The sequence below is a fragment of the Cellulomonas wangleii genome, from assembly GCF_018388445.1.
Classification (GTDB): domain Bacteria; phylum Actinomycetota; class Actinomycetes; order Actinomycetales; family Cellulomonadaceae; genus Cellulomonas; species Cellulomonas wangleii.
Genome location: NZ_CP074405.1, coordinates 3,432,776 through 3,458,003, shown reverse-complemented (window position 1 = coordinate 3,458,003; position 25,228 = coordinate 3,432,776). Strand labels below are relative to the sequence as shown.

The 25,228-nt window shown below is 75.1% G+C and carries 22 protein-coding genes; 3 read left to right on the top strand and 19 right to left on the bottom strand.

From position 1 onward, the window contains the following. Nucleotides 1–53 precede the first annotated feature (53 nt). From KG103_RS15825 to KG103_RS15805, 5 genes are all read right to left on the bottom strand, one after another. A complete protein-coding gene (locus KG103_RS15825) occupies nt 54–935 on the bottom strand; it encodes a WD40 repeat domain-containing protein (RefSeq protein WP_207339462.1) in 882 nt (293 codons plus the stop codon). 38 nt (nt 936–973) lie between these two features. Then, nucleotides 974–1,216, bottom strand: a complete 243-nt coding sequence (locus KG103_RS15820; RefSeq protein WP_207339461.1) for a hypothetical protein — start codon at nt 1,214–1,216, stop codon at nt 974–976. Further along, complete coding sequence (locus KG103_RS15815; RefSeq protein WP_213319930.1) at nt 1,213–2,112, bottom strand: WD40 repeat domain-containing protein; 900 nt, start codon at nt 2,110–2,112, stop codon at nt 1,213–1,215. Before KG103_RS15815 ends, KG103_RS15820 begins: the two co-directional genes overlap by 4 nt. A gap of 38 nt (nt 2,113–2,150) precedes the next feature. Further along, nucleotides 2,151–3,368: an RHS repeat-associated core domain-containing protein gene (locus tag KG103_RS15810; protein ID WP_207339459.1), complete on the bottom strand. Its 1,218-nt coding sequence runs from the start codon at nt 3,366–3,368 to the stop codon at nt 2,151–2,153. A gap of 101 nt (nt 3,369–3,469) precedes the next feature. Then, a complete protein-coding gene (locus KG103_RS15805) occupies nt 3,470–4,222 on the bottom strand; it encodes an SIR2 family NAD-dependent protein deacylase (RefSeq protein ID WP_249670633.1) in 753 nt (250 codons plus the stop codon). Between the two features lie 156 nt (nt 4,223–4,378). Between KG103_RS15805 and KG103_RS15800 the strand changes: the two genes are divergently transcribed. Further along, complete coding sequence (locus KG103_RS15800) at nt 4,379–4,873, top strand: acyl-CoA thioesterase (RefSeq protein WP_207339457.1); 495 nt, start codon at nt 4,379–4,381, stop codon at nt 4,871–4,873. A gap of 30 nt (nt 4,874–4,903) precedes the next feature. On the opposite strand, the gene KG103_RS15795 is transcribed toward KG103_RS15800, so the two are convergent. After that, nucleotides 4,904–5,674 (bottom strand): aspartate/glutamate racemase family protein, encoded by a 771-nt coding sequence (locus KG103_RS15795; RefSeq protein WP_249670631.1) that lies wholly within the window; start codon nt 5,672–5,674, stop codon nt 4,904–4,906. Nucleotides 5,675–5,682: 8 nt separating this feature from the next. Further along, on the bottom strand, nt 5,683–7,374 hold the full coding sequence (locus KG103_RS15790) for an NCS1 family nucleobase:cation symporter-1 (protein WP_207339456.1): 1,692 nt from the start codon (nt 7,372–7,374) through the stop codon (nt 5,683–5,685). A 241-nt stretch (nt 7,375–7,615) separates the two neighbouring features. On the opposite strand from KG103_RS15790, the gene KG103_RS15785 reads away from it, so the two are divergent. Further along, nucleotides 7,616–8,251 (top strand): helix-turn-helix domain-containing protein, encoded by a 636-nt coding sequence (locus tag KG103_RS15785; RefSeq protein WP_207339455.1) that lies wholly within the window; start codon nt 7,616–7,618, stop codon nt 8,249–8,251. Nucleotides 8,252–8,339: 88 nt separating this feature from the next. Here the strand turns inward: KG103_RS15785 and KG103_RS15780 are convergent, their stop codons facing one another. After that, entirely contained in the window at nt 8,340–8,822 is a 483-nt protein-coding gene (locus tag KG103_RS15780; RefSeq protein WP_207339454.1) for a PPOX class F420-dependent oxidoreductase, read from the bottom strand. A 115-nt stretch (nt 8,823–8,937) separates the two neighbouring features. Between KG103_RS15780 and KG103_RS15775 the strand changes: the two genes are divergently transcribed. Beyond that, nucleotides 8,938–9,654 (top strand): nucleoside/nucleotide kinase family protein, encoded by a 717-nt coding sequence (locus KG103_RS15775; protein ID WP_207339453.1) that lies wholly within the window; start codon nt 8,938–8,940, stop codon nt 9,652–9,654. A gap of 58 nt (nt 9,655–9,712) precedes the next feature. Here KG103_RS15775 and KG103_RS15770 read toward each other — a convergent pair whose 3' ends face one another. The 11 genes from KG103_RS15770 to KG103_RS15720 all read right to left on the bottom strand — a co-directional run bounded on the left by KG103_RS15770 (nt 9,713) and on the right by KG103_RS15720 (nt 25,064). After that, entirely contained in the window at nt 9,713–10,528 is an 816-nt protein-coding gene (locus KG103_RS15770) for an FHA domain-containing protein (RefSeq protein WP_207339452.1), read from the bottom strand. Next, the gene (locus KG103_RS15765) at nt 10,525–11,802 is read right to left on the bottom strand and encodes a VWA domain-containing protein (RefSeq protein WP_207339451.1); all 1,278 of its coding nucleotides are present in this window, start codon (nt 11,800–11,802) and stop codon (nt 10,525–10,527) included. Before KG103_RS15765 ends, KG103_RS15770 begins: the two co-directional genes overlap by 4 nt. A gap of 49 nt (nt 11,803–11,851) precedes the next feature. After that, nucleotides 11,852–13,249 (bottom strand): protein phosphatase 2C domain-containing protein, encoded by a 1,398-nt coding sequence (locus KG103_RS15760; RefSeq protein WP_249670630.1) that lies wholly within the window; start codon nt 13,247–13,249, stop codon nt 11,852–11,854. Then, nucleotides 13,234–15,567, bottom strand: coding sequence for a serine/threonine-protein kinase (locus KG103_RS15755; protein ID WP_207339450.1), 2,334 nt, complete (start codon nt 15,565–15,567; stop codon nt 13,234–13,236). The genes KG103_RS15760 and KG103_RS15755 overlap by 16 nt, the downstream gene beginning before the upstream one ends. Further along, entirely contained in the window at nt 15,564–16,697 is a 1,134-nt protein-coding gene (locus tag KG103_RS15750) for a hypothetical protein (RefSeq protein WP_207339449.1), read from the bottom strand. The genes KG103_RS15755 and KG103_RS15750 overlap by 4 nt, the downstream gene beginning before the upstream one ends. After that, complete coding sequence (locus KG103_RS15745; protein ID WP_207339448.1) at nt 16,694–17,692, bottom strand: glutamate ABC transporter substrate-binding protein; 999 nt, start codon at nt 17,690–17,692, stop codon at nt 16,694–16,696. Before KG103_RS15745 ends, KG103_RS15750 begins: the two co-directional genes overlap by 4 nt. Beyond that, nucleotides 17,689–18,972, bottom strand: coding sequence for a hypothetical protein (locus tag KG103_RS15740; RefSeq protein ID WP_207339447.1), 1,284 nt, complete (start codon nt 18,970–18,972; stop codon nt 17,689–17,691). The genes KG103_RS15745 and KG103_RS15740 overlap by 4 nt, the downstream gene beginning before the upstream one ends. Next, nucleotides 18,969–20,489 carry an AAA family ATPase gene (locus KG103_RS15735; protein ID WP_207339446.1) on the bottom strand — a complete coding sequence of 507 codons (1,521 nt, stop codon included), beginning with the start codon at nt 20,487–20,489 and terminating at the stop codon, nt 18,969–18,971. Before KG103_RS15735 ends, KG103_RS15740 begins: the two co-directional genes overlap by 4 nt. Continuing rightward, on the bottom strand, nt 20,486–21,010 hold the full coding sequence (locus KG103_RS15730; protein ID WP_207339445.1) for a hypothetical protein: 525 nt from the start codon (nt 21,008–21,010) through the stop codon (nt 20,486–20,488). Before KG103_RS15730 ends, KG103_RS15735 begins: the two co-directional genes overlap by 4 nt. Before the next feature lie 28 nt (nt 21,011–21,038). Next, complete coding sequence (locus tag KG103_RS15725; protein ID WP_207339444.1) at nt 21,039–22,256, bottom strand: toxic anion resistance protein; 1,218 nt, start codon at nt 22,254–22,256, stop codon at nt 21,039–21,041. Between the two features lie 147 nt (nt 22,257–22,403). Further along, nucleotides 22,404–25,064, bottom strand: coding sequence for a helix-turn-helix transcriptional regulator (locus KG103_RS15720; RefSeq protein ID WP_207339443.1), 2,661 nt, complete (start codon nt 25,062–25,064; stop codon nt 22,404–22,406). Nucleotides 25,065–25,228: the final 164 nt, after the last annotated feature.

Sequence of the window (25,228 nt, the reverse complement as noted above, 5' to 3'; positions counted from 1 at the left end):
CGTCTTCCCCGGGGGTCGACGACCGGTCGGCGGACGGGACGCGCGGGCGGCGGTCAGCCGACGAGGCGCAGGACGCGCAGCTCGGGGCCGAAGCCGGCGGCGACGGCGTCGCCGGAGGGGAGCACGCACGGGTCGACGGCGAGCCCGTCGAGCTGGAGCTCCCGCAGCTTCTCGTGCGAGACGGCGTCCCACAGCGTCAGGACGTGGCCGAGGCACTCCGTGACGATCCCTCGGCCGTCCGGGGTGAATCGCGCGAACAGCAGCTTGTCCCGGTGCTGCAGGGCGCCGAGCTCGGCCCCGTCGTCGCTCGACAGCACGACGGCGCGGTCGCCGAACCCGCCCGCGACCAGTCGGTCCCCTGCGGGCGCGATGCTCACCGCACCCGCCATCTGCGGCGTCGGCACCCGCCAGACCTCGGTGAGGTCGTCCGCGCGCCACACCCGGACGGACCTGTCGTACCCGACGGTGGCGATGAAGGAGCCGGCCGCGTCGTACTCGACCCCGGTCGCCCAGAAGCCGTGGTCCATGCGGCCCACCTCGCGGTCCTGCTCGACGTCCCACGCGACGACGTACCCCGACTGGTGGGCGATCGCCAGCGTGCGGCCGTCGGGGCTGAACGCGGACGACACCACGGAGTCGGTGTGGGGGAAGGTGATCCGCCGGGACGGTCGACCGTCCGCGACCCGCCACGTCATCGTGCTGCCGTCGTGCGCCCCGGTGGCCACCAGGTCACCCCGCGGGGAGAACGCGACGGACGCGAGCCGGGTGGCCCGCGACCACCGCGTGCCGTGCCGTGCCGACCAGAGCACCGACAGGTCGGCGTCGACCAGGTGGACCGAGCCGTCCGCCGTCGCGCACGCGATCGACCGACCGTCCGGGTGGACGGCGAGGCTCGTGATCGATGCGGGCAGGCGCAACCCGTGGGGGGACGGCATGGGTGGTCAGCTCCTCGAGGGGCGACGGGCGGCGAGGCTCACGACGACCGTCGGAAGCCCTTGATGTGGATCGGGGTGTCCCACGTGACTCCCCGGTAGTCCCCGAGGTCCGCGCGCTCGGCCAGCGCCATCAGCTCCGTCGCCCGGCGCTGACCGTCGTCGAGCACGTCGGTGGTCCCGGGACGCACGGCGATGAACGCGCCGCTCCTGGGCTTGAGCACCGAGTCGAGCAGGTTCCGCGTCGAGCGGACCCGCTCGGTCCGTGACGGGTGCGTGCTCACGTCGACTCCTCCGAGCTCAGGGTGAACAGGCGCAGCTCGTCACCGTAGCCGAACGCGACGGCGGCCCCCGCGGGGAGGGCGTGGGGATCGGCCACTGTCCGGTCGAAGGTGAGCTCTGCCATCTTGTCGAGGGACTCGCCGTTCCACATCGTCACCACACCGGTCTCGGACTCCGTGACGATCCGTCGACCGTCGGCGCTGAACCTGACGAAGAGGACGTCAGCATCGTGCTGGAGCGCTCCGAGCTCCGTGCCGTCCTCCATCGACAGCACGGCCGCGCGCGAGCCGAATCCGTTGACGACGAGCCGGTCGTCCTCAGGTGCGATGCTCAGCGAGCCCGCGAGGCCAGGAGTCGATACGCGCCACGCCGGGGAGTGATCGCTGACGTGCCAGACGCGGACCGTCTTGTCGTAGCCGGCCGAGGCGATCCGGGCGCCTGTGGAGTCGTGCTCGACCTGGTTCGCCCAGACGTCGTGGTGCAGCCGCCCCGTCTCGCGGTGATCGACCATGTCCCGCAGGACGATCACCCCTGTCCGGTATCCCAGGGCCAGCTGGCGACCGTCCCGACTGATGGAACTCGACAGGACCGGAACTCGGTGCTCGTACGTGAGTCGGGCGGCCCTCCGACCATCCGGTACGGACCAGAGAACCGCAGTCCCGTCCTCGCCCCCGGTGCACACCACGTCCCCGCGCCCGGAGATGGAGATGGAGTGCAGCGGCACCCCCCGCCATCGCCCCCCGTGGCGAGCCGACCACACCTCGGTGAGGCTCGTCGTGTCGAACAGGTGGACCGTCCCCGCCGCCGTCGCGCACGCGATCGACCGACCAGCGGGATCCACTGCTATGCGGGTGATCATCGACGGCAGCTGCGCGATCGGCGTTCCCTGCATCGACATCCCTCCTCCTCGAGTCGAGCGCGTGCCCGCGAGCGGATTCATGAACCAGGAAAGCCTCGAATGTAGATCGGTGTGTCGTACGTGATGCGGTCGGGCCTGAGGCTGGTGGACGAGGCGGCCCTCCTCAGCAGCTCTTCCACGCGGTGGTTGCCCTGGTCGATGACGTTGGTCGTTCCTTCGCGGAGGGCGATGTGCTCGCCGTCCTTCGGCCTGAACACCGATCTGAGGAGCGCACTGTTCGAGCGTGTCGCCGCGCTCAGCTGCTTGATCGTGCTCTCTGCGGTGCCGCCGACATCAGGTCGACGCATCCCCACCAGATCCCTCACCGTCGCATTCGGCTCCATCGCCTTCCAGCCACGTGCCTGCAACGCGGCCGTGGTGCTGGCGCGTGCCCTGCCGGCGGCTTGGACGGTGGCGGTCCGGACGTTCGCGGCGACACGGTTGACCGCGGTGCTCACCGCGGTGGAGACCCGGTTCACCGCCTGCCCGACGGTGGAGTTGGCGAGCCGACCCACGAGGGTCTGCACGGCCGGGATCTTCGCGACGTACCGACCGAGCCCGTAGCCGACGAGCGAGCTGGCGGTGCCGATCGTCAGGTCCTTGGCGAGCCCGCCCCAGGTGAACTCCTCCTTCTTCTGGACCTTGGTACGCCACAGGTTCGTGGCGGCCGAGGACGCCGCGGCACCGATCGCGATGCACGCGACACTCCCGGCGCCGAGCGTCGTCAGGCCGCACGCCGCCCCGGCAGCGATCCCCACACCGACGCCGACGATCTCGGCCTGGTACTTGTCCACGAACGTCGCGGTCGCCCGGTAGGCGCTGGCGACACCGCTCGACGCCGACTTCCAGACCGACGACAGGCTCGGCCACTCACCCGCAGGGTCCGTGTACATCGTCGGGGAACCGGCCGCGTACGCGTACGTCGACCCCAGAGGCATCCCGAGGCCGGCCGGCGCAGGGTCGACCGTGGAGAACACGCCCGTGGTCGGGTCGTAGTCGCGGGCACGCAGCGCGTACCGCCCACCGAGGGACGGGTCGGCGTAGCCACCGGCGTACAGCACCGGGTTCTCCGCGGCCATCGGGTCCGGGGTGACGGTCAGGCCGTCCTGCGTGGGCGACGTGCGCGGCAGCCCGTACGGGTCGAAGTCCGCGAGGCTCTGCACGGCACCGGCCGGGGACACCAGCGCCGAGGTGCCGCCCAGCCAGTCGTGCACGAACAGGGCTGAGACGTCGCCGGACCCGGGTCGACGGCGCACGGTCGAGCGGAGCCCGAGGGTCGGCAGCCTCGTCGGTGACCACCCGGTCTCGTGCGCCGGGGCCCGTGTCCCCGGGCGCCCGGTCTCGCGGGACCGAGGTGTCAGCGCGTCGCGAGCAGGTCGGCGACCAGGGCGGGCACGGCCTCGTCGATGGGGTCGCGGACGACCTCGTCGGCCAGGTGGTCGTACGGCGTCGGCTCGGCGTTGACGACGACGAGCCGCGCGCCCGCGTCGACGGCCACCGCGGCCAGGCTCGCCACCGGCTGGACCGTCAGGGTGGTGCCGATCGCGACGAACGTGACCGCGTCCGTCGCGGCGGCCACGGCCCGTTCCAGGGCGTCCTCGGGCAGCCGCTCACCGAAGTACACGACGTCCGGCTTGAGCACCCCGCCGCACACCGTGCACGCGGGGTCCGGCTCGGCGGGCAGCCGCGCGAGCACCTCGCGCGTGGGCCACGTCGTCCCGCAGCGCAGGCACGACGTGGTCGCCAGGCTGCCGTGCAGCTCGACGACGCGCTCCGGGTCCGCACCCGCCGCCTGGTGCAGGCCGTCGAAGTTCTGGGTGAGCGTGGCCAGCAGGGCGCCCGCCCGCTCCAGCTCGACGAGTGCGCGGTGCGCCGCCGTGGGGTGCGCGTGCCAGGCGGGGTGCTCGGCCCACATGCGCCAGCCGCGCTCCCGCACGGCCGGGTCGCGCACGTACAGGTCCAGCTCGAGCAGGTCGGCCGCGTGCGGGTCGCGCGTCCACACCCCCTGCGGGCCGCGGAAGTCGGGGATGCCCGAGGCGGTCGAGATGCCGGCTCCGGTGAGGACGGTGACGGTCGGGGCGTCGGCGTGGTGCGGCACGGCAGCCCTCACGCCCCCCGCGCCGCGAGGACGCGCTCGACGTCCGACGTGTCGTTCCCCGACGTGTCGTCCCGCGCGGTGGCCATGGGTCCACTGTGATCGAGTCGACCGCCCGAGCACAACGTGCCGCTGCCCGCGGTGGCAGGGTCGGCGCCGTAGCGTGGGGGCATGGACGACAGCAGCACGCCGGCGCCGCTCGTCGCGAGCCGCCGCGGGACGCAGGCCGGGCGCGGGTGCGTGGTCATGCAGGTCAGGTGGTCCGACGTCGACCTGTTCGGGCACGTCAACAACGCCGCGTTCCTGCGGTACCTCGACGACGCGCGGTTCACCCTCTTCCCGCGCATGGGCGTCGACGAGGTCGGTGCCATGACCGCGTCGCTGCTCGTGGTCGTGAAGCACGAGATCGACTACCTGGCGCCGATCCGCTTCCGGCAGGAGCCGGTCGTGGTCGAGGTGTGGGTGCCGCGGCTGGGCCGGTCGTCGGTGGACTTCGCGTACGAGATCCTCGACGGGGAGGGCCCCGACGCGGCCGTCGCGCTGCGCGCCCGCTCCCGGATGGTGCAGCTGGACCGGGCGACGCACACCCCGCGGGCGTTCACCGCCGAGGAGCGCGCGGTGTTCGAGGCGTACCCGGGCGAGCAGCCGGACCTGCGCCCCTGGTGAGTCGGGGCCCTGTCGCGCCCCGGGCTCTCGTCAGCCCGTCGCGACGGCGGTGAGCCCCGCGGGCCCGACAGCGAACTCCTGGAGCAGCCCCGGCACCGGCTTGGACGGCGGCCGGGCGTACTCCGAGCGCTCGGAGGTCCGCAGGCCGGCCCGCACCAGCGCGGCCGCGAACGTCGTCGCCGCGGTGACGCCGTCGACCACGGGCACCCCGACGGCCTCGGAGATCCGCCCGGTGTACCCGGCCATGCCGGCGCAGCCGAGCACCACGGCGTCGACGTCGTCGGCCTCGACCGCCGCCCGGCACGCCGCGGTGACCCGGTCCAGCGCGCCCGGCGCCTCGATCTGCAGCACCGGGATCTCGCAGGCGTGCACCCCGGCGCAGGCGCGCGCGAACCCGTAGCGGTCGAGCAGCTCGTGCGCGCGCCCCACGGTGCGGCCCAGCGACGTCACCACGCTGAACCGCCGCGCGACCATCGTCGCCGCGTGGAACGCCGCCTCCGCGATCCCGACCACCGGGCCGCGCGCCAGCTCGCGCGCCGCGTCCAGCCCGGGGTCCCCGAAGCAGGCGACGACGTACGCGTCGACGCCGTCGCCCTCGCCGACCCGCACCTGCTCGAGCACGCCGACCGCGGCCAGCGCCTCCTCGTAGTGGCTCTCGATCGACGCGGGGCCGGTGGTGGGCTGCACGGCCTCGACCGTGACCCCGGGCCCGGCCACCACCCGGGCGGACCGACCGATGAGGTCGGTCATCGCCCGGGTGGTGTTCGGGTTGACCACCCGCAGGCGGATGTCGTCGCGCACGACCGGCCTCAGGAGCCCGTGGGGTGCGCGTGGTGGCTGACGACCGCCGGGGCGTCCTGGTGGCCGTCGGACACGTGCGCGTCGGACGCCGCGAGCGTCGGCATCTGCGGGTTGCGCCGCTCCAGCCAGACGAACATCGCGAACCCGAGCCCGCAGCCGATGAACCACGAGTACGACGCGATCCAGGTGACGTCGACCAGGCCGATCGACTTCGCGAGCTTGGGGAGCACGGCGGCCGCGACCGACACCACGCCCGCGCCGACGACGGTCGCGACCGCGTTGCGGTTGTACCCGCGGCTGTACCAGTAGCGCCCGGTGGGGGCCATGGTGAACATGTCGTCGACGTGCACGCACTGGCGGCCGATCACGTAGTACCCGGCGATGAGGATGCCGAACAGCGGGCCGATGAGGGCGCCCAGCACGCCGAGCGTGTAGTGGATCGCGTCGTCGTTGGCGTACCAGTTCCAGGGCGTCAGGACGACCGACCCGACGGCGGCGATCATGCCGCCGGTGCGCCACGAGATCCGCTGCGGCGAGACGTTGGAGAAGTCGAACGCGGGGGAGATGAAGTTGGCGACGATGTTGATGCCGACGGTCGCGGTGACGAACGTCAGCCCGCCCAGCAGGATCGCGAACGGGGTGTCGATCGCCTGCACCGTGTGGATCGGGTCCGTGATGAGCCTGCCGAACACCGGGACCGTCGCCGACGCGCAGACCACGGTGAGCAGCGAGAAGAACAGGAAGTTGAGCGGCAGGCCGAGGAAGTTGCCCTTCCTCACCGCCGCGAACGACCGGCCGTAGCGGGAGAAGTCGCCGAAGTTGAGCATCGGGCCGGAGAAGTACGACACGACCAGCGCGATCGCCGAGAGCATCACGGGAATCGACGCCGCGAACGTCAGGGGCGGGCCGGACGACAGGTTGAGCGAGATGTTCGACCAGCCGGCCTCGGACACCAGGTACACGGCCAGGACGATCATGACGACGTAGACCGCCGGCCCGGCCCAGTCGATGAACCGGCGGATGGTCTCCATGCCGTTCCAGAACACCGCCGCCTGCGCGAGCCAGAGGATCGCGTAGGAGATCCAGCCGAGCGCGCTCAGGCCGAGGAACGACGGCTCGAGCAGGGACTGCGAGGCGGGCAGGAACTTGAGGAAGATGATGTTGAGCGCCTCGGCCGCCAGGAAGGTCTGCACGCCGTACCAGGCCACCGCGATGAGGCCGCGGATGATCGCGGGGATGTTCGCCCCGAGCACCCCGAAGATCGCCCGGTTGATGACCGGGTAGGGCACGCCGGTCTTCTGGCTGGGCTTGGCGACGAGGTTGCAGAACACCTGGACGATGACGATGCCGACGACGAGCGCGACGAGCACCTGCCAGGACGCGAGGCCCAGGGCGAACAGCGAGCCCGCCGTGACGTAGCCGCCGACGCTGTGCACGTCGGACATCCAGAACGCGAAGATGTTGTACGACGACCAGGTCTGCTTCTGCAGCGGCGCGAGGTCCTCGTTGGTCAGGCGCGGGTCGTAGGTGGCCTTGATCTCGCCGGCGCCGATCGGCATGCCCGCGGCCTCGACGAGGTCGTGCGGCTTGGTGCCGGGCAGCGGGGCGACGGCGCTGGGCGGGGCGGAGGCGCCGGGTGGGGCCGTGGCGGGGGCGGGCGTGCCCGGGGGGACGGCCGGGGTGTCGTGCGGAGCGGTCATGGTGGTCCTCGCACTCGGGACGTCGGGGAGGGTGCGGCGCGGGCACCGGGGTGCCGAGGGTCGGTGTGGCCGACCGGGGGTCCGCCCTGGCCGAGGGCGGACGGGATCACGTACCGTGGGCCGACCTGAAGCGGCTGCTTCCGGTTCGTCCCGAGTCGTGAATCTATGACTTCACAACCCGGGGCAGGTTTCTGCCGCGTGAACTTCCTGCTTCATGCGTGATCCCCGAGGAGGCGGCCCGATGAGCACCGCGCCGGACACCGGCAGCCTGCTGGCGTCGTTCGACGCCGAGCAGCTGGGGGCGCGGCTGCGGGGCCTGCGCGAGGAGCGTGGCCTGACGCTGCGCGAGGTCGGTGCGCGGCTCGGGATCTCCGCCAGCGCCGTCTCCCAGATCGAGCGCGGCGTGCTGCGGCCCTCCGTGAACCGGCTCTTCGAGCTCGTCACCGCCATGGACGCCACCCTCGTCGACGTCTTCGGCGGCACGTCCGGAACACCCGACGTCGAGCTGTCCACCCCCGTGCCCGACGGCTACGTCGTGCGTCGTGCCGTCGAGGTGGAGTCCGTGACGCTGGAGGGCGGCGTCGTGTACCGACGCCTGTCGCCCGGCATCTCGCACGACGTCGACTTCTTCGAGTCGACGTACCCGCCGCACACCGTCGCGGGCCGGCAGCACGAGCTCGTCACGCACGTCGGGTACGAGATCGGGACGGTCGTGCGCGGTGAGCTCACCGTCGACTTCGCCGACGAGCGCGTCGTGCTGCGCGCCGGCGACACGATCTCCTACGCGTGCACCACACCGCACCGGCTCAGCAACCGGTCCGACGACGTCACGGTCGCGACCTGGCTGATCGTGCACCCGGGCGCCGGCGTCCGCTGAGGGTCGGGCCACCGCGACCGGCCGGTCCCACCGCGTGGGGTGCGCGGAGCCCTCGTCCCCGGACGCGGGACGCCTGGCTCGTCGTGCCTCAGGTCGTGGCGTCGAGCCGGGCGGCGACGTCGGCGGGGAAGCCGCCCGTGGCCAGCGGGCCCCACCGCTCGGGGGTCACGCGGATCAGGCTCTTGCCCTGCAGCCGCATCGCGGCGCGGTACTCGTCCCAGTCGGGGTGCTCACCGGCGATGCACCGGTAGTAGTCCACGAGGGCGTCCTCGGCCTGCGGCATGTGCAGCACCTCGGCGGTCCCGTCGACCTGCACCCAGGGGCCGTCCCACTCGTCGGACAGCACGCACACGCTGACCCTCGGGTCACGCGCCGCGTTGCGGGTCTTGGCGCGGTCCGGGTACGTCGAGATCACGATGCGGCCCGCGTCGTCGACACCGCCGCTGACCGGCGAGACCTGCGGCCGGCCGTCCGCGCGCGTCGTCACCAGCAGCAGGTGGTGCCGCGGGCGCACGAAGTCCAGGAGCGTGGTCAGGTCGACGGGGGTGGTCGTCGCGATGCTGCGTGCCATGGGGTGACCCTACGACCCCGGGGCGGCCGCCGGGCGGGGCGGCGCACGCCCCCGCGCCCCGGCTTGCCGGGCCCGGTGCGATGCGCCACGCTGCCGACGACACGCGGGAGGCGGTATGGCAGGGGACCTCGACCTGGTCGTCGCGCGGATGCTCGACGCCCTGCCGCGCGGACGACGGGCGCTGGTCGCCGTCGACGGGATCGGCGCCGCCGGCAAGACCACCCTCACCGCCCGGCTCGCCGCGCGCGTGCCCGACCGCCCCGTGGTCGTGCTGCACGCCGACGACTTCTTCCATCCCTCGGCCGTGCGTCACGCGCGGGGCCGCATGTCGCCGGAGGGCTTCTGGCTCGACGCGTACGACTACCGCGCGCTGATCGACCTCGCGCTCGCGCCCCTGGGGCCGGGCGGCGACGGGCGCTACGTCACCGCGTCGTTCGACCGGGAGCGGGACCGGACGGCGCCCGCACCGACGCTGCGGGCACCCGACGACGCGCTCGTGCTGGTGGAGGGCACGTTCCTGCACCGCGACGAGCTGTGGCACCGGTGGGACTGGTCGATGTACCTGCACGTGCCGTTCGACGTGGGCGCGCACCGCATGGTCGCGCGGGACGGTGTCGACCCCGACGCCACACGGGGACCCCTGGCGCGGTACGCCGGTGCCCAGCAGCTCTACCTCGCGGCGGCCGAGCCCTGGCGGCGGGCGTCCCTCGTCGTCGGGACCACCGGTGACCCGCGCATCATCGACCCGGCCGAGGTCGCCCGGTCCGTGCAGCCCGTGCCCGCCGGGCGGCCCCGCGTCGAGGTCGCCGGGGACGGCACCGGCGCTGCCTGACCCCGCGAGCGACCGGACCCCGCGACCGGCGTGCGCCGCCGTGCGCCGTCCGGTCGGGTCAGACCTCGCCCGGCAGCGCCCGGCGCACGACCAGCCGCGTCCACGACCCCAGGTACAGCCGGTCGCCGTCCTGGAGCTCGTGGCGCTGCCCCGGCCGGATCGGGTCCTGGGGCAAGGGCTCGCCGACGCGGGCGACGAACGTGCCGTTCGACGACTGCAGGTCCTCCACCCACCAGCGCTGACCGTCGGTGTTGAGCTGGCAGTGCCGACGGGAGACCCCGCTGTCGGCGCCCGCGTCGACCTGGGGCCGGATGTTGCGCGAGGCCGACGGGCGCCCGACGAGCACGCTGCGCTCCCGCAGCGGCACCAGCACGGGCAGGCCCACGGACGGCATCGGGTCCTCCGCCTGCTGGGCGGCGTACCAGTCGGGGTCGACCCACAGCTCGGCGACCCACGCGTCGCCCCCGGGCGCCGGCGGGGCGAGGGGCGCGGCCTCGGGGTCGGCCACCGCCGGCGACGTACCGGCCTCGGCGCCGGACGCACCCGCGCCCGGCTCCTCGCCCGCGGGGTCGGACGGACCCTGCGGGTCCGGTGCCGGCGTGACGACCGCCCCGGTCGACGCGGCGGGCGTCGGCGCGGGGGCGGCGTGCACCACGGGCGTCACGCCCGTGGTGAAGTCGTAGCCGCAGTTCTCGCAGAACAGCGCACCGGACGCCGCGGGCGACCCGCAGTGCGGGCACGTCGACGGCGCGGCGACGGCCGGCGTCGGTACGGACGGCGCAGGGCCGGTGCCCGACGAGGCGATGGGCGCACCGCACACGTCGCAGTAGTCGGTCGACGCGCTGACGTGCCCCTCGGGGCAGGTGGCGCTCACCGCCGCACCCGCGAGGTCTTGGTCGACGCGGTGTCGAGGGCCATCTCGTCCAGGCGGGACGCGCCGCGCTTCAGTCGCACCGTGCCGTGCTCCTCGTCCTCGATCTCCACGACGCGACGCAGCTTCGACGTCGCCTCCTCGTTGCCCGTCTCGGCCGCGAGCTGCACCGCGCGGCCCAGCTTGACGGTCGCCGTCGCCTCGTCGCCCGCGGCCTTGGCCGCCAGGCCCTCCTGGATCGCCGACGCGAGCTCGGCCTGACCCGTGTAGTGCGCGACCTCCGGGCTGATGCGTGCGGTGAGCGACGCGTCGTCCGACCACACGGCCTTGACCAGCCCGGCGGCGACGACCTCGCCGCCGACCGCGACCTGCACCCGCGCCGCGAGCTGCTCGGCGCCGAGCGGCTTGGACGGCAGGCGCACGGCCACGTGGTAGTCGCGGGACTCGTCGGCCCAGGCGCCCGTCGGGTACGCGCCGACCAGGGGTGTGACGTCGGTGCGGCGGGCCGTCAGGTCCTCGACCGTCGGCGCCACCTGGCGGACGAACAGCACCTGCCCGCCCTGCGGCGTCCACACCCGCAGCTGCGCGTCGGCGACGCCGCGGGACAGCGAGGCGGCCAGCAGCGACCGGAAGTCCTCGGCGATGTCCGCCGGGTTCGCGATGAGCTCGACCGTGCCCAGCAGGGCCGTCGCGATCTCCCGCAGCTCGTCGACCTGCCAGCGCTCGCCCACGCCGCGCGCGTCGCACTGGAACCGGCCGGTGACGGCCGCGATCGCCGCGGTGAGCTGGTCGCGCGGCTCGGACTCGTTCTTGCCGTCGGTGAGCAGGATCGCGTGCCGCTGCGTCACCGCGGGCTGGGTGGCGAAGATCTGGTCCGCGAGCCGCAGCCACGTGCTCATCGCCGTGCCGCCCTGCGCCGACAGCCGCGCGACGGCCCGCTTGGCCTCCGCCCGCGCGGCCGGCTCCATCTGCACGATCGCGACGGGCGCGTTCGGGTACGGGAAGACGCGCTGGGCCACGTGGCTGCCGCTCACGATCGCGAACCACGTCCCGTCGGGGATGTGGTCCAGCGCGACCTGCGCCGCGTGCTTCGCCGCGGCGAGCATCGGGCCCGTCATCGAGCCCGACGTGTCGATCATGACGATCTCCGCGACGCCGGCGCCGCTGGTCCCCGCCCCGCCGACGCCCGAGGCGCTCACCGTGACGATCGCGTGCACGTCCGTGCCGCCGTCGGGCAGGAACTCGTTCTGGAAGACCTCGGCACGGAACGTGGCCACGCTGGCTCCTCGGTGGTGCGGTGGGCGTCGGACGGGTGGTGCGGGTGGTTCAGGGTGCAGGTGGTGCCCGGTGCGCGGTCGGTTCTCCGGGGAGGCTACCGGGCGGTCGGCGGCGGACGGTGGGGGCCGTGCCGGCGTCGTCCGGCGCGTCGGCCTGCGCGTCCTGCCGCGCGTCCTGCTGCGCGTCACCGGCCGCCGTGCGGGCGGGCACGCGCGCGAGCGCCACGGTCACGTTGTCGTGCCCGCCGCTCGCGTTGGCCCACGCGACCAGGTCGCGGGACAGGGCCAGCGGGTCGTCGCCGACCCGCCCCGCGGCGTCGCGCAGCAGGTCCGCGACGACCTCGGGGGCGGACGCGTAGTTCCACAGCCCGTCCGAGCACGCGAGCACCCAGCCCGGTCCGCCGGGGCGGGTGGCGACGGTGCGGGCCGTGGCGTCCTCGGCGTCCGCGCCGAGCCAGCGGGTGATCGCGTGCGCCTGCGGCGAGCGCTCGGCCGCGGCGCGGGACATGCCGTCGGCCATGAGCTCGGCTGCCACCGAGTCGTCCTCGGTCAGCTGCTCCGGTGTGCCCGCGTCGGGGAGCCAGTACACCCGGGAGTCGCCCAGCCAGCCCGCGACCAGCAGGCCCGGCCCGGCCACCACGGCCGCGAACGTGCACGACGGCGGGTCCTGCCGGGCGGTGGCGTCGTCGACGGCGGCACGGGCGGCGCCGTCCGCGGCGTGACCCGCGGCCACCAGCAGGCGTGACCAGGCGGCGGCGTCGTCGGCGGGGACGTGCGCGGCACCGGCCACCAGGGTGTCCCGGGCCGCGGTCGCGGCGGCCTGGCTGGCGACGTCGGAGTCGGGTGCGGAGGACACGCCGTCGCACACCACCAGCACGCTCACGCCCTCGCCCGGCGACGAGCCCACGGCCTGCCCGTCCGCCGCGCCCGGGTCGGGCCCCGGGACGGTGCCGAGCGCGAGCGCGTCCTCGTTGCGGCGCCGCCGCACGCCGACGTCGCTGACGCCCGCGACGTGCGGCGCGGCCCGCTCCTCGCGGTGGTCGCGCTCGACGGGGGCGCGGGCACCGCACTGCGCGCAGTACCCGTCGTCGGCGACGTCCCCGCCGCACGCGGGGCACGGTGACGCACCGTCCGCGGCGGTGCCGGCCGGGGAGGTCCCCTCCGGGGAGCCGCCGGGGGACAGGGGAGCGGACGACGTGGGTCCGGACGACGCGGGGTCGCCGGACGTGGGTCCGGACGACGCCGGGTCGCCGGACGCGGGACCGGGGTCCGTGCTGCCGGCGTCGGCGCTGCCGGGGCCGGCCGGGTCCGCACCGTTCGGTCCGGCGCCGTGCGCGGCCGCGAGCGGTGCCCCGCACGCCTCGCAGAAGCGCGCACCGGCGCCCGCGGCCTCGCCGCACGCGGGGCACACGACGGCAGTCCCCGTGCCGCTCACCACGCCGTCCACCGGCGCACCCGGTTGGCGCGGTCGACGAGGGCGACGCGCGCGGCGTGGTCAGCCGTGAGACCGGCCTGCTCGCGGTAGGCCGCCTCCAGGGCGTCCGTCACGCCGTCCTGGGTGGCCGGCGCGCCGTCCAGGGTCACGCCGGGCGCCGTGGCGCCGCGGCGCACCGTGGCCAGCGCGGTCGACAGCACGTCCACCCGCAGGGCCGCGCGCTCGGCGGGCTCGAGCGGCACCGAGCGCACGGACTCGAGCGCGGCGGCGAGGGCGGGCAGGTCGTCCCGCGAGCGGGCCAGGATCCGTGCCCGCATCAGCCGTGCCTGCGGGTAGGAGCTGCGGGTGGGCGTCACCAGGTCGAGCGCGGCCAGCGCGTCGTCGAGGTGCAGGGACGCGATCCGCAGCCGCGCCAGGCCGAACGCGGCCGGTGCCGTGTAGTTCGCGTCGGCGTAGGCGCAGGTGGCGTAGAGCTGCTCGGCGATGCCGGGCTCACCCGACAGCTCGCAGGCCACGGCCAGCGCCAGCTTGGGCGCCAGCTCGCCCGGCACCTGCCCGTACACCGCGTTGAACGACGCGCGCGCGGCGACCGGGTCGCCCGTCGCGAGCTGCGCCAGCCCCTGGATCCACACGGCGCGCCACTCCCACGGGTCGTCGGCGAGGATCGCCTCCACGGCCGCCGTGACCACGTCCGGGCGTCCCGCCTCGATCGCCGTGGTCGCCCGCAGCAGGCGGACCTCGACCGTGTCCTCCGGGGCGCCCGCGAGGGCGGCGAGCCGCTGCTCCGCGTCCACCACGTTCACACCGGCGAGCCACCCGGCCGCCGGGTCGTCGGGGTCGACCTTCAGGGCGGGCAGCTCGTCCCACGCCAGGGCCCGCTCCGCGTGGTCGGTGACGGGCGGCTCGAACAGCACCGACGCGACGCTCGTCAGCGGCGGGTCGCCCGCCCCGCGGTCGGCCGCGACCACCTCGCGCAGCACGCCCAGCACCTGCGCGCGCATCTCGTCGACCGACCCGAACCGGTCGGAGGGGTCGGGGGCGCACGCCTTGGCGAGCAGCCGGTAGAAGGAGTCGTACCGCGCGAAGACGGGGGTCTGGTCGACCGGGGGCAGCGCCGCCACGTACGTGGTCGTGTTGCCGCGGAAGTCCAGCACCAGCGTCGCCAGCGTCCGGCCGATCGTGTAGACGTCGGACGCGACCGACGGCCCGTCGACCGGCACCTCCGGCGCCTGGTAGCCCACCGTGCCGTAGATCGCGGAGTCGTCGTCGTCGATGCGGCGCACGCCGCCCATGTCGATGAGCTTGAGGGCGTCCCCGGCCTGGATGACGTTGTCGGGCTTGAAGTCGCAGTACAGCAGGCCCAGGTCGTGCAGGTACGCGAACGCGGGCAGCACCTCGAGGACGAACGCGAGGGCCTGGTCGACCGGCAGCGGGTCGACGTGGCCCACGGCCTCGCGGCGGTCGGTGAGCAGCTCCTTCAGGGAGCGCCCGCCGACGAACTCCATGACGGTGTACCCGTCGCCGTCGTGCTGCACGAAGTTGTAGATCTCGACGATCAGCGGGTGCTCGACGCGTGCGAGGAACTGCCGCTCGGAGATCGCGGCGGCCACCGCGTCGGGGTCGCCGCTGTTGAGCAGGCCCTTGAGCACCACCCAGCGGCCCGACACGTTGCGGTCCCGTGCCAGGTAGATCCAGCCCATGCCGCCGTGCGCGAGGCACCCCGCGACCTCGTACTGTCCGCCCACGAGCGTGCCGGGTGCCAGGCGCGGGTCGAAGTCGAAGCGGGCGCCGCACGAGGGGCAGAACCCCTGGGTGCGGGCGGGGACGCCCTCGCGGCCCCGCCCGACGGGCTCGCCGCACGCCGCGCAGAACCGCTTGCGCTCCGGCACCTGCGGGTCGGCCATGACCGCCTGCAGCGGGTCCGCCACGGGCGCGGGCGGCACGGTCGTCAGCCCGGCGCCCAGCCGGGCGCGGCGCAGCCGCGTCGAGGACGTGCCGAGCCGGCGGGTCGCGCGCGAGCCCGTCGCCACCGTGCGTGCCGAGCCGAGGGCGGCCGACGCCAGCCGGGTCGAGCTGGTGCGCCCGGTGCGCGTGGACCGCTCGGCCGCACCGTCGTCACCGGCCCCGGGGGTCGGGACGCCGGGGGCGATGCCCGTGCCCAGCATCGACGACGGGGTGGGGGCCGCGGGCGCGCCGGCGGCCGGCGGTGTCGTCGTGCCGGTCACCGTGGACGTGGCACCGCTGGGGGCGGGCGACCCGCACAGGTCGCACCAGCCGTCCTCGTACGTCCCCGTGCAGCCGGGCTCGCGGCAGGCGGTCGCGCTGGTCATCGGGCTCCTCCCGGTCCGCCCGGCAACGGCCGGACGAGGTGCTCGTACTGCTCGACGAGGGCGCGGGCGAGCGCCACGTCGCAGGGGGTCGTCTCCACGGCGGTGCGGGCCTCGTCGTGCCCGGCGCGCACCGTGGGGGACGCGTCGCGGCCGTTCGACGCCGCGGTCGCCGTGGCGCGTCCGAGGCGGTAGCGCAGCTCGGCGCGCTCGCGCAGCGGGCTGCTGTACGCGTCCTGCGCGGCGTCCAGGGCCCGGCGCACCGCGTCGAGGCGGGCGACGTAGGCGTCCAGCGCCTCGCGCTGCTCGGGCACGGGGCCCAGCCGTGACACGTCGGGCACCGCGAGCCGCGGCGGGTGCGCGACCTCGTGCCGGCACCGCTCGGCCAGCGCGTGCAGCGCGGGCTCGCGGGCCTCCAGCGCGGCGGCCGTGGCCAGCGCGTCCGCGCGGGCACGTGCCACCGAGCGGCGCTGCGACACGGCGACCATGAGGTCGCGCTCGGTGTGGGCGGTGCGGGTCTCGAGCTCGGCGAGCGGCCCCGTGACGTCACCGCCGCGGGCGGCCTGCGCGGACAGGCGCTGCTCCCGCTCCCGCAGGGCGGCCACGCGCTCGTGGGCGGCCGCGTCGGAGCCGGCCAGGTCCTCGGCGCGCACGAGCGCCGCGCGCACGCCGCGCAGGCGGGCCACGACGTCCGCGGTGTCCGGGTCGAACGCGAGGCGGGTGCGCAGGGCCGAGACCATCGCGTCGCACAGCGTCAGCGCCTCGGGCAGCGACACCGGCGCCGCACCTGCCCGCGTGTCGACGCGGCCCCACAGCAGCTGCGACATGCGCTCGCGCTCGACCTCGGTGACGCGCCCGCCGTCCCACACCGCCAGCAGCTCGTCGGCGCGGGTCCGCACCGACTGCCACACCGACAGCGCCAGCACCACGTCCGGGGTGTACCGCTCGGACTCGGCCGTCGCCTGCGCCGCCGTGTCCAGCGCGTCGAGCCGCGTGCGCCGGTCGTCGAGCCACGTCAGCAGCCCGTCGAGGTACGTCATGAGGTCGCGCGCACCGATCGCCTCGCCCAGCCGCCCCGGGGCGACGGGCGCGACGACGTCGGCGGACGCGGCAGCCATGGCGGTCGCCGTCACGACCGTCCGTACACGGACGCGGGCGGCGCGGGCGCCGGGCCGAGGGCCTCGCCCAGCCACCGGTCGTACAGGAGCGCCCAGGTGCCGTCGGCCTTCATGCCGTCGAGCACGGCGTTGACGAACCGGACCATGTCCACCTGGTCGGCGGGCACGCCCAGGCCGTACGGCTCGGCGCTGAAGGCGTCGCCGACGACCCGCGCGTACGGGTCCTGCGCGACGAAGCCCGCCAGCACGGTGTCGTCCCCGGTGATGGCGTCGACGCGGCCCTGCTGGAACAGCGCCAGGCACGCGGAGTGGGTGCGTGCGCCCACGGGCTCGACGTCGTACTCGTCCAGCCGCTCGAGCGTCGTCGTGCCCTCGGGTGCGCACACCCGCTGCCCGGCGAGGTCCTCGATGCCGGTGGCGTCGGACTCGGTGCTGACCAGCACCTTCTGCCCGGCCGTGAAGTACTCGGCGGAGAACGCGATGTCCGCCCAGCGCTCGCAGTTCATGGTGAACGCGCGCGCGACCAGGTCGACCTCGTGGTCGACCAGCACGGGGATCCGGTCGCCCGCCGTGATGACGCGGAACCGGATCGCGTCCGCGTCACCGAGGACCGCCCACGCGACCTGCCGGGCGACGTCGATGTCGAAGCCCTCGATCTGCCCCGTGAACGGGTTGCGGGCGCCCATGCGCAGGGTGTCCGCCGAGACGCCGACGAGCAGGTACCCGCGGGAGCGGATCGCGTCCATCGTGGACCCGGGCGCGATCTGGGTGCCGGCGTCCGGGGCGTAGGAGGTCGTGGCGTCCGTGCAGTCGTCGGCGGCGGGGACCACGGCGGCCGGGGCAGGCTCTGCGGCGGCCGGGATCACGGCCGTGCCGCCGGGCGGCACCTGTCCCGAGCAGGCGCCCACGAGCGCGACGACGAGCCCGACGGCCGCGACCAGCGCACCACGGCGCCGGGCGCCGGACGTGCCCCGGCGCGCACCCGCGGGGGCGGTGTGACGTGTGCTCATCGGTACTCCTCCCGTCGGGCGCGCAGCCCGGTCCACGCGGCGACCGCACCGCCCACGCCGAGCGCGGCCAGCAGCCACCCCACCCAGCCGGCCCCGCCGCCGAGGCCGTCCGCGACGTCCGCGCTGCCGGCGTCCACCGCGGTGTCCAACGCACCGGAGAGCTCGTCGAACAGCGCGGGGGGTGCTGTCGGGTCGTCGCTGGTGACCAGCGCGACGGCACCGTCCCAGTCGCCCGCGTCGTCCAGCGCACGGACCTCCTGGTGGCCCGCGACCCAGGCGTCGAGGCGCTCGACCAGCAGCCGGTCGAGCCGGCCGCCGTCGCCCTGCAGCGCCGCGCGCGCCCGGTCGACGTTCTCGACGAACGACTCCTCGTAGGCCGCGCCCGACCCGCGGCGGATCAGCGTGAACGCCTCCATCGAGCGGGCGTCGTTGACCAGCGCGAACGCCTGCGACGCCGCGACCGTCGCCGCGTACGGCCCGCTGTACGTGCGGCCCGCCGCCGCGGACGTCCCGCCCAGCGTGACGCCACCGACGGCACCCACGACCAGCACGGCCACCGTCGCACCGACCAGACCCGGGTTGAACGTGCGGTGCGTGCGGCGGGCGACCCACACCTGCACCGAGACCAGCGCGAGCAGGGCGAGCACCACCACCCCGATCAGCAGGGGAGTGGACGTGCGGACGGTCGAGAGCTCCGCGTCGACGCGGTCCTGCTCGGCCGCCACGAGCTCGTCGAGCGTGGGGACGATGTCCTCGCGCAGCACCGTCGAGGCCTCCTCGAGGTACGCCGAGGCGACGGGGAAGCCCTGCCGGTTGTTGGCCCGTGCCTGCTCGACCAGGCCGGTGTACGTGGTGAGGTCCGCCGAGACCTGCGCCAGCGCGTCGGCGCCCTGCGTCCCGCTCGCGGCCAGCAGCGTGAGGGCCTGCGCCCCGGCGTCGAGCGACGCGTCGTACGACCGGCGCAGGTCGGTGGGCTCCAGCCCGCCGACGAGGAACGCGGTGGTCGCCGCGGCGTCGGCCGCCACGAGCTGGTTGCGGGCGTCCTGCAGCCCGACGAGCTGGGCGGCGGCGTCGCTCATCTGGGCGACGGCGGCCTGCTGGCTCGTCGTGACGCCCAGCGCGAGCAGCCCCGTCAGGGCGGTGACGACGGCGGCGAGCGCACCCCACAGGCGCAGCCCGCCCGGGGTGGACCGCACGCCGCTCGTGGGGAGGTCCGGCGCGGGCGCCGTGCCCGGCGCGGCCGGCGGGCTCGAGGTGGGAGGCACGACGGTCGTGGTCACGCGGGCTCCTCGGAGGGCTGGGCCGGGGTGCGGGGGGCGGTCAGGTCGGGCGTGGTCAGGTCCGGCGTGGGCAGGTCGTGCGCCGGGGTCCCGGGGGCGGTCAGGTCGGCGTCGGGTGCCGGCAGGTCGGGGGCGACGTCCTCCACGTCGGTCGCGAGGTCCGCCGGCAGCAGCGTGCGCAGCTGCTCGACCGTCGGCTGCTCGACGTCCCGCAGCCGCCAGGCGTGCCGCAGCACGGCGCGGTCCAGCAGGTTGCGCGCGAACCGGCCGTTGCCGAAGCCCTCGTGCCGCGGCTGGGCGGCGACGATCTGCTCGACCAGGTCGAGCGCCTCGGGGGACGGGACGAAGTCGGCCTTGCGGGCCGCGAGCGCGAAGATCTCCCGCAGCTGCGCGTCGGTGTAGTCGTCGAACCCGATCGTGGTGGCGAACCGGCTCTCGAGCCCCGGGTTGGTGGCGAGGAACCGCGCCATCGGCAGCGGGTAGCCCGCCACGATGACCACGAGCTCGTCGCGGTGGTCCTCCATGTCCTTGACCAGGGTGTTCACGGCCTCGGCGCCGTACTGGTCCTCCGCCAGGGAGTACGCCTCGTCGATGAACAGGACCCCGCCGAGTGCCCGGGCCACGACCTCGGTGGTCTTGGTCGCGGTCTGCCCCAGGTAGCCGGCGACCAGCTCGGAGCGGTCGACCTCGACCAGGTGCCCGCTGCTCAGCAGGCCCAGCGCGCGGTACAGCCCGGCGACGAGCCGCGCGACCGTCGTCTTGCCGGTGCCGGGGTTGCCGACGAACACCAGGTGCCGGGTCAGCGACGGGCTGGTCAGACCGGCGTCGGCGCGCAGCCGCTCGACGCGCAGCACCTGCGCCTGCTGGCGGATCTCGCGCTTGACGCCGTCGAGCCCGACCAGCGCCTCGAGCTCGGCGAGCAGCTCGTCGAACGTCTTGGCGGGCGCCGCGTCCTCGGGGGCCGCGGGAGCGCTCGCGTCCGGGGACGCGGGGCCGGGACGGCCGCCCGCCGGGGGCGCGGGGACGGGACGGTCGCTCGTGGGCGAGGGGGTACGTCCGACCTCGTCCCCGCCGAGAGGTCGGTCCGGCCCCGGGGCCCCGGGTGCGGTGGGGGCGGCGCTCGCCGCCGCGCGCTGCACCGCCGCCGTGACCGAGGCCGCGGCGACGACCTGGAGGTCCGGGACCCCGAGGTCGCAGGCCGCGGACGCGACGCCCGCGAGCGCCTCGGCGTAGCCGGCCGCGTGCGCGGAGCCCGTGGCGACGAGCGACGTGAGCACGTCCGTCGGCGCGTGCCGCCACCGCCGCGCGGACGACGCGGCACGGAAGAACTCCGTCAGGTCGTCCCCACGGCCCACGGCCGCGAGCCACGCCGGCCCGGCACCCGTGACGGACTCCGCCACGGCCGCGGCCAGGCGCTCGCCCTCGTCGCGCACCGCCGCCGTGCCCAGCCCGGCCGCGCGGCCCGCGGCGACGAGCGCGTCCAGCGCGCCCGGCAGGCTCTGCGTCGTGCCCGTCACGAGCCCTCCGTCCCGCCCGCACCGGGCACGTCCAGCGACGACCGGCCGAACTTCTCGGCCAGGAACTGCCCGTGCGCCACGAGCGCCTGCGCGTCGGAGCGGTACACGGCGTCGGAGATCTTCTCCAGCGTCATGGCCAGCAGGTCCAGCTGGTCGCACAGCAGCATGAGCGAGGTCTTGCCGCGGGACACCACGCGCCGGTCGGCGAAGTCGCGCGGCAGCCGCAGGTAGCCGTCGACGGCCTCGGGCAGGTAGCTCGTGGCCGTCGCCACCACCGTGTACGCCTGCCGGTCGCCCACACCGAACCGGTCGAGCCGCGGCACCATGTCCTCGACCGTGCCCGTGATGCGGTGCACGCGGGCCGTCACCGCCGCGGGCACGCGGCCCTCGATCGACGCCTCGACGTCACGCACGGCGGTCGCGATCTGCTCGGCCGTCGGGACCGGGTCCGCCTCGATCTCCACGACGTGCCGCGGGGCGCGGCCGAACAGGCGCGCGACGAGGTCACCCAGCGCGCTCACGTGCGGCTCACCTCCCCGGTCGTGTCGATCAGCGCAGGCCCAGGTCGAGCGACCCGCTCGCGGCCTCGGTGTGGTCCGAGCGCGAGACACGGTCCAGGTACTGCTTGGCCTTCGCCGTCTCCGTCTCCAGCACGCCGACGGTCTGCGCCATCGAGTCCAGCGCCTGCACCTTGAACGTGTCGATCGAGTCCATCGCCGCGAAGATGTCCGAGAACGACTGCTGCAGCTGCGGCAGCCCGATCGTCGCGCTCGCGGCCTGCTGCTGGATGACCACCGACTGCTCGCGCAGCAGCTTCGACGTCGACGCGATCATGTTCGACGTCGTCGAGTTCAGCGCCGTGATCTGGTCGAGCACCAGCTTCTGGTTGTTCAGCGCCTGCGCGACGAGCACGGCGGTGCGCAGCGCCGAGACCGTGGTCGTCGTCGCCCGGTCGACGCCCTTGATGAGCTCGAGGTTGTTCTTGATGATGATGTCGATCGCCAGGTACCCCTGGATCGACACCGCGAGCTGCGTCAGCAGGTCCTGGTGCTTCTGGCGGACGTAGAACAGCACGTCCTCGCGCAGCGCCCGCGCGCGCTCGGGCTCCGCGACGTCGAGCTGGGCGATCTTGGCGGACAGCTGGGTGTCCAGCGAGCTCGCGACGTAGATGTACTGGTTGAGCCGGCCCATCGTGTCCCAGAGGTTCTGCTTCTCCAGGTTCAGCGCGGCGTTGTCCTTGCGCAGCTCGTCCTGGCCCCGGTACAGCGCCTTGACGATCGCGTCGATCTGCTTCTGCGAGCTCTCGTACCGGCGGAAGTAGTCGGTGACGGAGTCCCCGAACGGCAGGATGCCGAGGAACTTGCGGCCGACGGACTTCTCGGACGGGTCGAGGTCCTCGACGGTGCGGCGCAGGTCCAGCAGGGACCTGCTCACCTGCGACGTGCCGGAGACGCCGCCCTCGCGCAGCTCGCGCACGGGCACCTGCAGCAGGCGGTTGGACGTGTCCGCGGCCTGCCGGATGTCGGAGTCGCCCATGAGGCGCACGTCGTCGGCCTTCGCCGCGAACTCCGGGGAGCCGGCCTGCGCGCTGTCGAGGCTCGCCAGGTACGCCCCGACCTTGGCGTCGAGACCGGGCAGCGCGGCGGGGTCCACGCGCGGGGCCATCGCCGGGGCGTCGTGCGTGGCGACGGGCGCGACCGGGGCCGGTGCCTCGAGCGCGAACGCACCGCTCGGAGCAGGGGGCTGCAGGGGCGTCGGCTCGGTCATCGGCGGTCCTTCCGGAGGCGCTGGCGGCGCGGCGGCCGTCGGACGGTGACGGACCTGGTCACGGTACCGGAACGCCCGGCTGTGCAGACCAGAACGCCCGGGCCGTGGTCACAGTTCCACCCGGGCGTCAGACCGGTCCCGCGCCGACTACCGCAGGATGTTCGCGAGCTCCTCGCGCGAGTGCACGCCGAGCTTGGCGAACACCCGGGACAGGTGGGAGTCCACCGTCCGCGTCGAGAGCACGAGCCGCTGCGCGATCGCGCGGCTGGTCATGCCGCCGGCCGCCAGCGAGGCGATCTCCTGCTCACGCGCGGTGAGCGCCACGGGTGCTCCCAGCGGCGGCAGCCACAGGCCCCGGCGGTTCAGCTCGCGCTCGGCGATGCGCGCGAGGTCCGTGTCCTGCGCGGCCATCGCCTCGACGTGCGCCACGAGCGCCGCGCAGCGCTCGCCGTCGCACACGGCACCGAGCTCCCGCACACGGGTGACGAGCACCGGGTCCGGCAGGCCGCCCGTGCGTCGCGTCGCGTCGAGCCAGCGGTGCAGCGCCTCGAGCTCGACGCGCGCGGCGCCGCGCTCGCGGGCCCAGCGGGCGACCGCGCGGGCCTCGGTGACCAGGTCAGGGCTGCGCAACCAGCCCAGGGCGTCGAGGCGACGCACCCGCACGTCGCCCTCCATCGCGCGGGCCGAGCCCTCGGCGGTGCGCGCGGCCTGCTCCAGCAGGTCCCGTGCCGTGGCGGTGTCGCCGCATGCCGCCGCGGCGGTGGCCTCCGCCGTGAGCGAGTACCGCGCCAGCCCGGTCAGGTCGGTCTCGTCGAAGCGTGCGCGGGCCGTCGCCAGGTGCGTGCGCGCCTCGCTCCACGACCCCTCGGCGATCGCGAGCAGACCGAACGCCGCGTGCACGGTCGACCACTCGACCGTGATCGGCTCGTCGTCGGACGTCGGTGCCAGCGAGGCCCGGACCGCCTCGATCTCGCCGGACCACAGGAGCGTGAAGAACAGCGCGACGAGCACCTCGCCACGCCCCCAGCGGTGGTGGTCCTGGTGCGCCGTGGCGATCTCCGCGAACCGCGTGCACACCGCGAACCCCTGGTGCAGGCGCCCGCTCTCGCCCAGCGCCATCGCGGTCGGCGGCGCCAGCGACACGCGACGTGCCGGGTGGGCGCCGCCCTCCAGCGCGGCCAGGGCCGCGTCCAGGGTGTCGAGCCGGCCCGCGTAGCCGAGCCGGATGAGCCGGGTCACCTCGACCTCGTCACGCCACCGCAGCACCGGCAGCACGGGGTCCGCCTCCTGGAGCGGGCGCACGATCCCGTCCAGCACGGCCAGCGCGCGGTCCACGTCGCCCAGGCGCCGGTGGGCCACGAGCGTGGCCATGTCCGCCACGTGCAGCAGCAGGGAGGCCGTCTCGACGTCGAACGGGCCGGGCGCGAGCAGCTCGGCCGCGCGTGAGAAGTCACGCTCCGCCTCGGCGAGCTGCGTGAGCATGACGCGCGCGTTGCCCCGCAGGGTGTGCAGGCGCGCCGCGAGGGGCCCTTCGGGGGCGGAGGCCAGGGCGCCGGTGGCGAGCATCACGACCGAGTCGTACTGGTGGATCGCGAACGCCGCCTCCAGCGCCTGCTGGACCCGTGCGGCCGGCACGTCCATGCCCAGGTCGATCGCCAGGGCCACCGAGCGGATCAGCGACCCGGCGGCCACGCCGTGGGCGACGGGGGCGTCCAGCGACCGCTGCAGCAGCTCGCGCTGCCGGGACGCGGGGATCCAGGCACGTGCGACCTCCGCGTACGCGGGCGTCGTCAGGTCCACGACACGCACCGTGCCGCCCGTGACGGTCGGCGCGGTCGTCGTGGTGACCACACCGGCCAGCACGAGCTCGTCGACGGCCGCGGCCGGCACCAGGTCGAGCAGCACCTCGAGCGCGATCGGGCAGACCACCGCGCAGACCTCGAGCGCGGACCGCCCCTGCGGGCTGACGCCCTGCAGGTCCAGCTCGGCCAGGTCCAGCATCCGCGACTGCGAGGTCGCCCCGCCGCGCCACACCCAGACGCCGTTGCTCAGGCCGAGCGCCTCCGACACCAGCGCGTCGTGCACGGCCTCGCGCAGCCGCATCGCGCTGCCGCCCGACGCACGCCACAGCCGGTGGGTGGTGTCGGCCGTGACCGGGCCCCCCAGCTCGGCCACCAGCCAGCGCTCGGCGGTCTCCCGCGTCAGCGGCCCGACGTCGAGACGCTCGACGACGTCGTCCTTCCACAGCGCGGCCCACGGCGCGCGGGCCGCCCAGCTCAGGCGCAGCGTCGCGACGACCTGCACGGTGCCCTGCCGCACGAGCCACTCGAGCGCGCGTGCCGAGGCGTCGTCCAGGTGGTGGGCGTCCTCGACCCGCAGTACCAGCCGGCCGTCGCCCCGGCGGCGCCCGATCCCCGAGGCGAGGGCGTCCAGGGTCGCCGCGAGGTCCCCGAGGGCCTCGTCCGGGTCGTCCAGGAGCGGCTCGAGCGCGCCGAGCGGCAGCGCGTCGTGCGTCCCGGTCCCGCTGATGTGGACGATCGTCAGGTCGTCGTGCGCCGTGCTCAGCCGGTCCAGGGCGCGGGCCACCGCCTGGGTCTTGCCGGTGCCGGCGTCGCCGACGACCAGGACGCTGCGCCCGGCGCCCAGGGAGTCCACCAGGCGCTCGACCATGGCCGGGTTCATGACGGAGGCGGGCGCCGCCGTGGGCGTGGTCGTCGTCGGGGTCGTGGGGGCCGGTCGCTGCGTGGGGACGGAGGCCGAGGTCGCCCGCGTCCGTCCCGCCCGCGCGCGTGCGTCGGACGTGGTCATAGCGCCTCCGGGCGGTTCGTGCGGGGGTCGAACGTCTCGTCAGCGTCGCACCGGGTCGCAGGGGGTCCGACAGCTGAGACGGGTAAGTGCGACGAAGCGGTGCCGACCGCTCGGGAGGGTCGCGAGGTTCACCCCACCGGGGGTCCCCCGTACGGCCGCTGTCG

Excerpts from the sequence above, each read along its gene's own strand:
- KG103_RS15785 (WP_207339455.1), top strand. The coding sequence starts at position 7,616 with ATGAGCACCGCGCCGGACACCGGCAGCCTGCTGGCGTCGTTCGACGCC.
- KG103_RS15780 (WP_207339454.1), bottom strand. The coding sequence starts at position 8,822 with ATGGCACGCAGCATCGCGACGACCACCCCCGTCGACCTGACCACGCTC.
- KG103_RS15745 (WP_207339448.1), bottom strand. The coding sequence starts at position 17,692 with ATGAGCACACGTCACACCGCCCCCGCGGGTGCGCGCCGGGGCACGTCC.
- KG103_RS15790 (WP_207339456.1), bottom strand. The coding sequence starts at position 7,374 with ATGACCGCTCCGCACGACACCCCGGCCGTCCCCCCGGGCACGCCCGCC.
- KG103_RS15720 (WP_207339443.1), bottom strand. The coding sequence starts at position 25,064 with ATGACCACGTCCGACGCACGCGCGCGGGCGGGACGGACGCGGGCGACC.
- KG103_RS15825 (WP_207339462.1), bottom strand. The coding sequence starts at position 935 with ATGCCGTCCCCCCACGGGTTGCGCCTGCCCGCATCGATCACGAGCCTC.
- KG103_RS15755 (WP_207339450.1), bottom strand. The coding sequence starts at position 15,567 with ATGACCAGCGCGACCGCCTGCCGCGAGCCCGGCTGCACGGGGACGTAC.
- KG103_RS15775 (WP_207339453.1), top strand. The coding sequence starts at position 8,938 with ATGGCAGGGGACCTCGACCTGGTCGTCGCGCGGATGCTCGACGCCCTG.
- KG103_RS15800 (WP_207339457.1), top strand. The coding sequence starts at position 4,379 with ATGGACGACAGCAGCACGCCGGCGCCGCTCGTCGCGAGCCGCCGCGGG.
- KG103_RS15725 (WP_207339444.1), bottom strand. The coding sequence starts at position 22,256 with ATGACCGAGCCGACGCCCCTGCAGCCCCCTGCTCCGAGCGGTGCGTTC.
- KG103_RS15815 (WP_213319930.1), bottom strand. The coding sequence starts at position 2,112 with ATGTCGATGCAGGGAACGCCGATCGCGCAGCTGCCGTCGATGATCACC.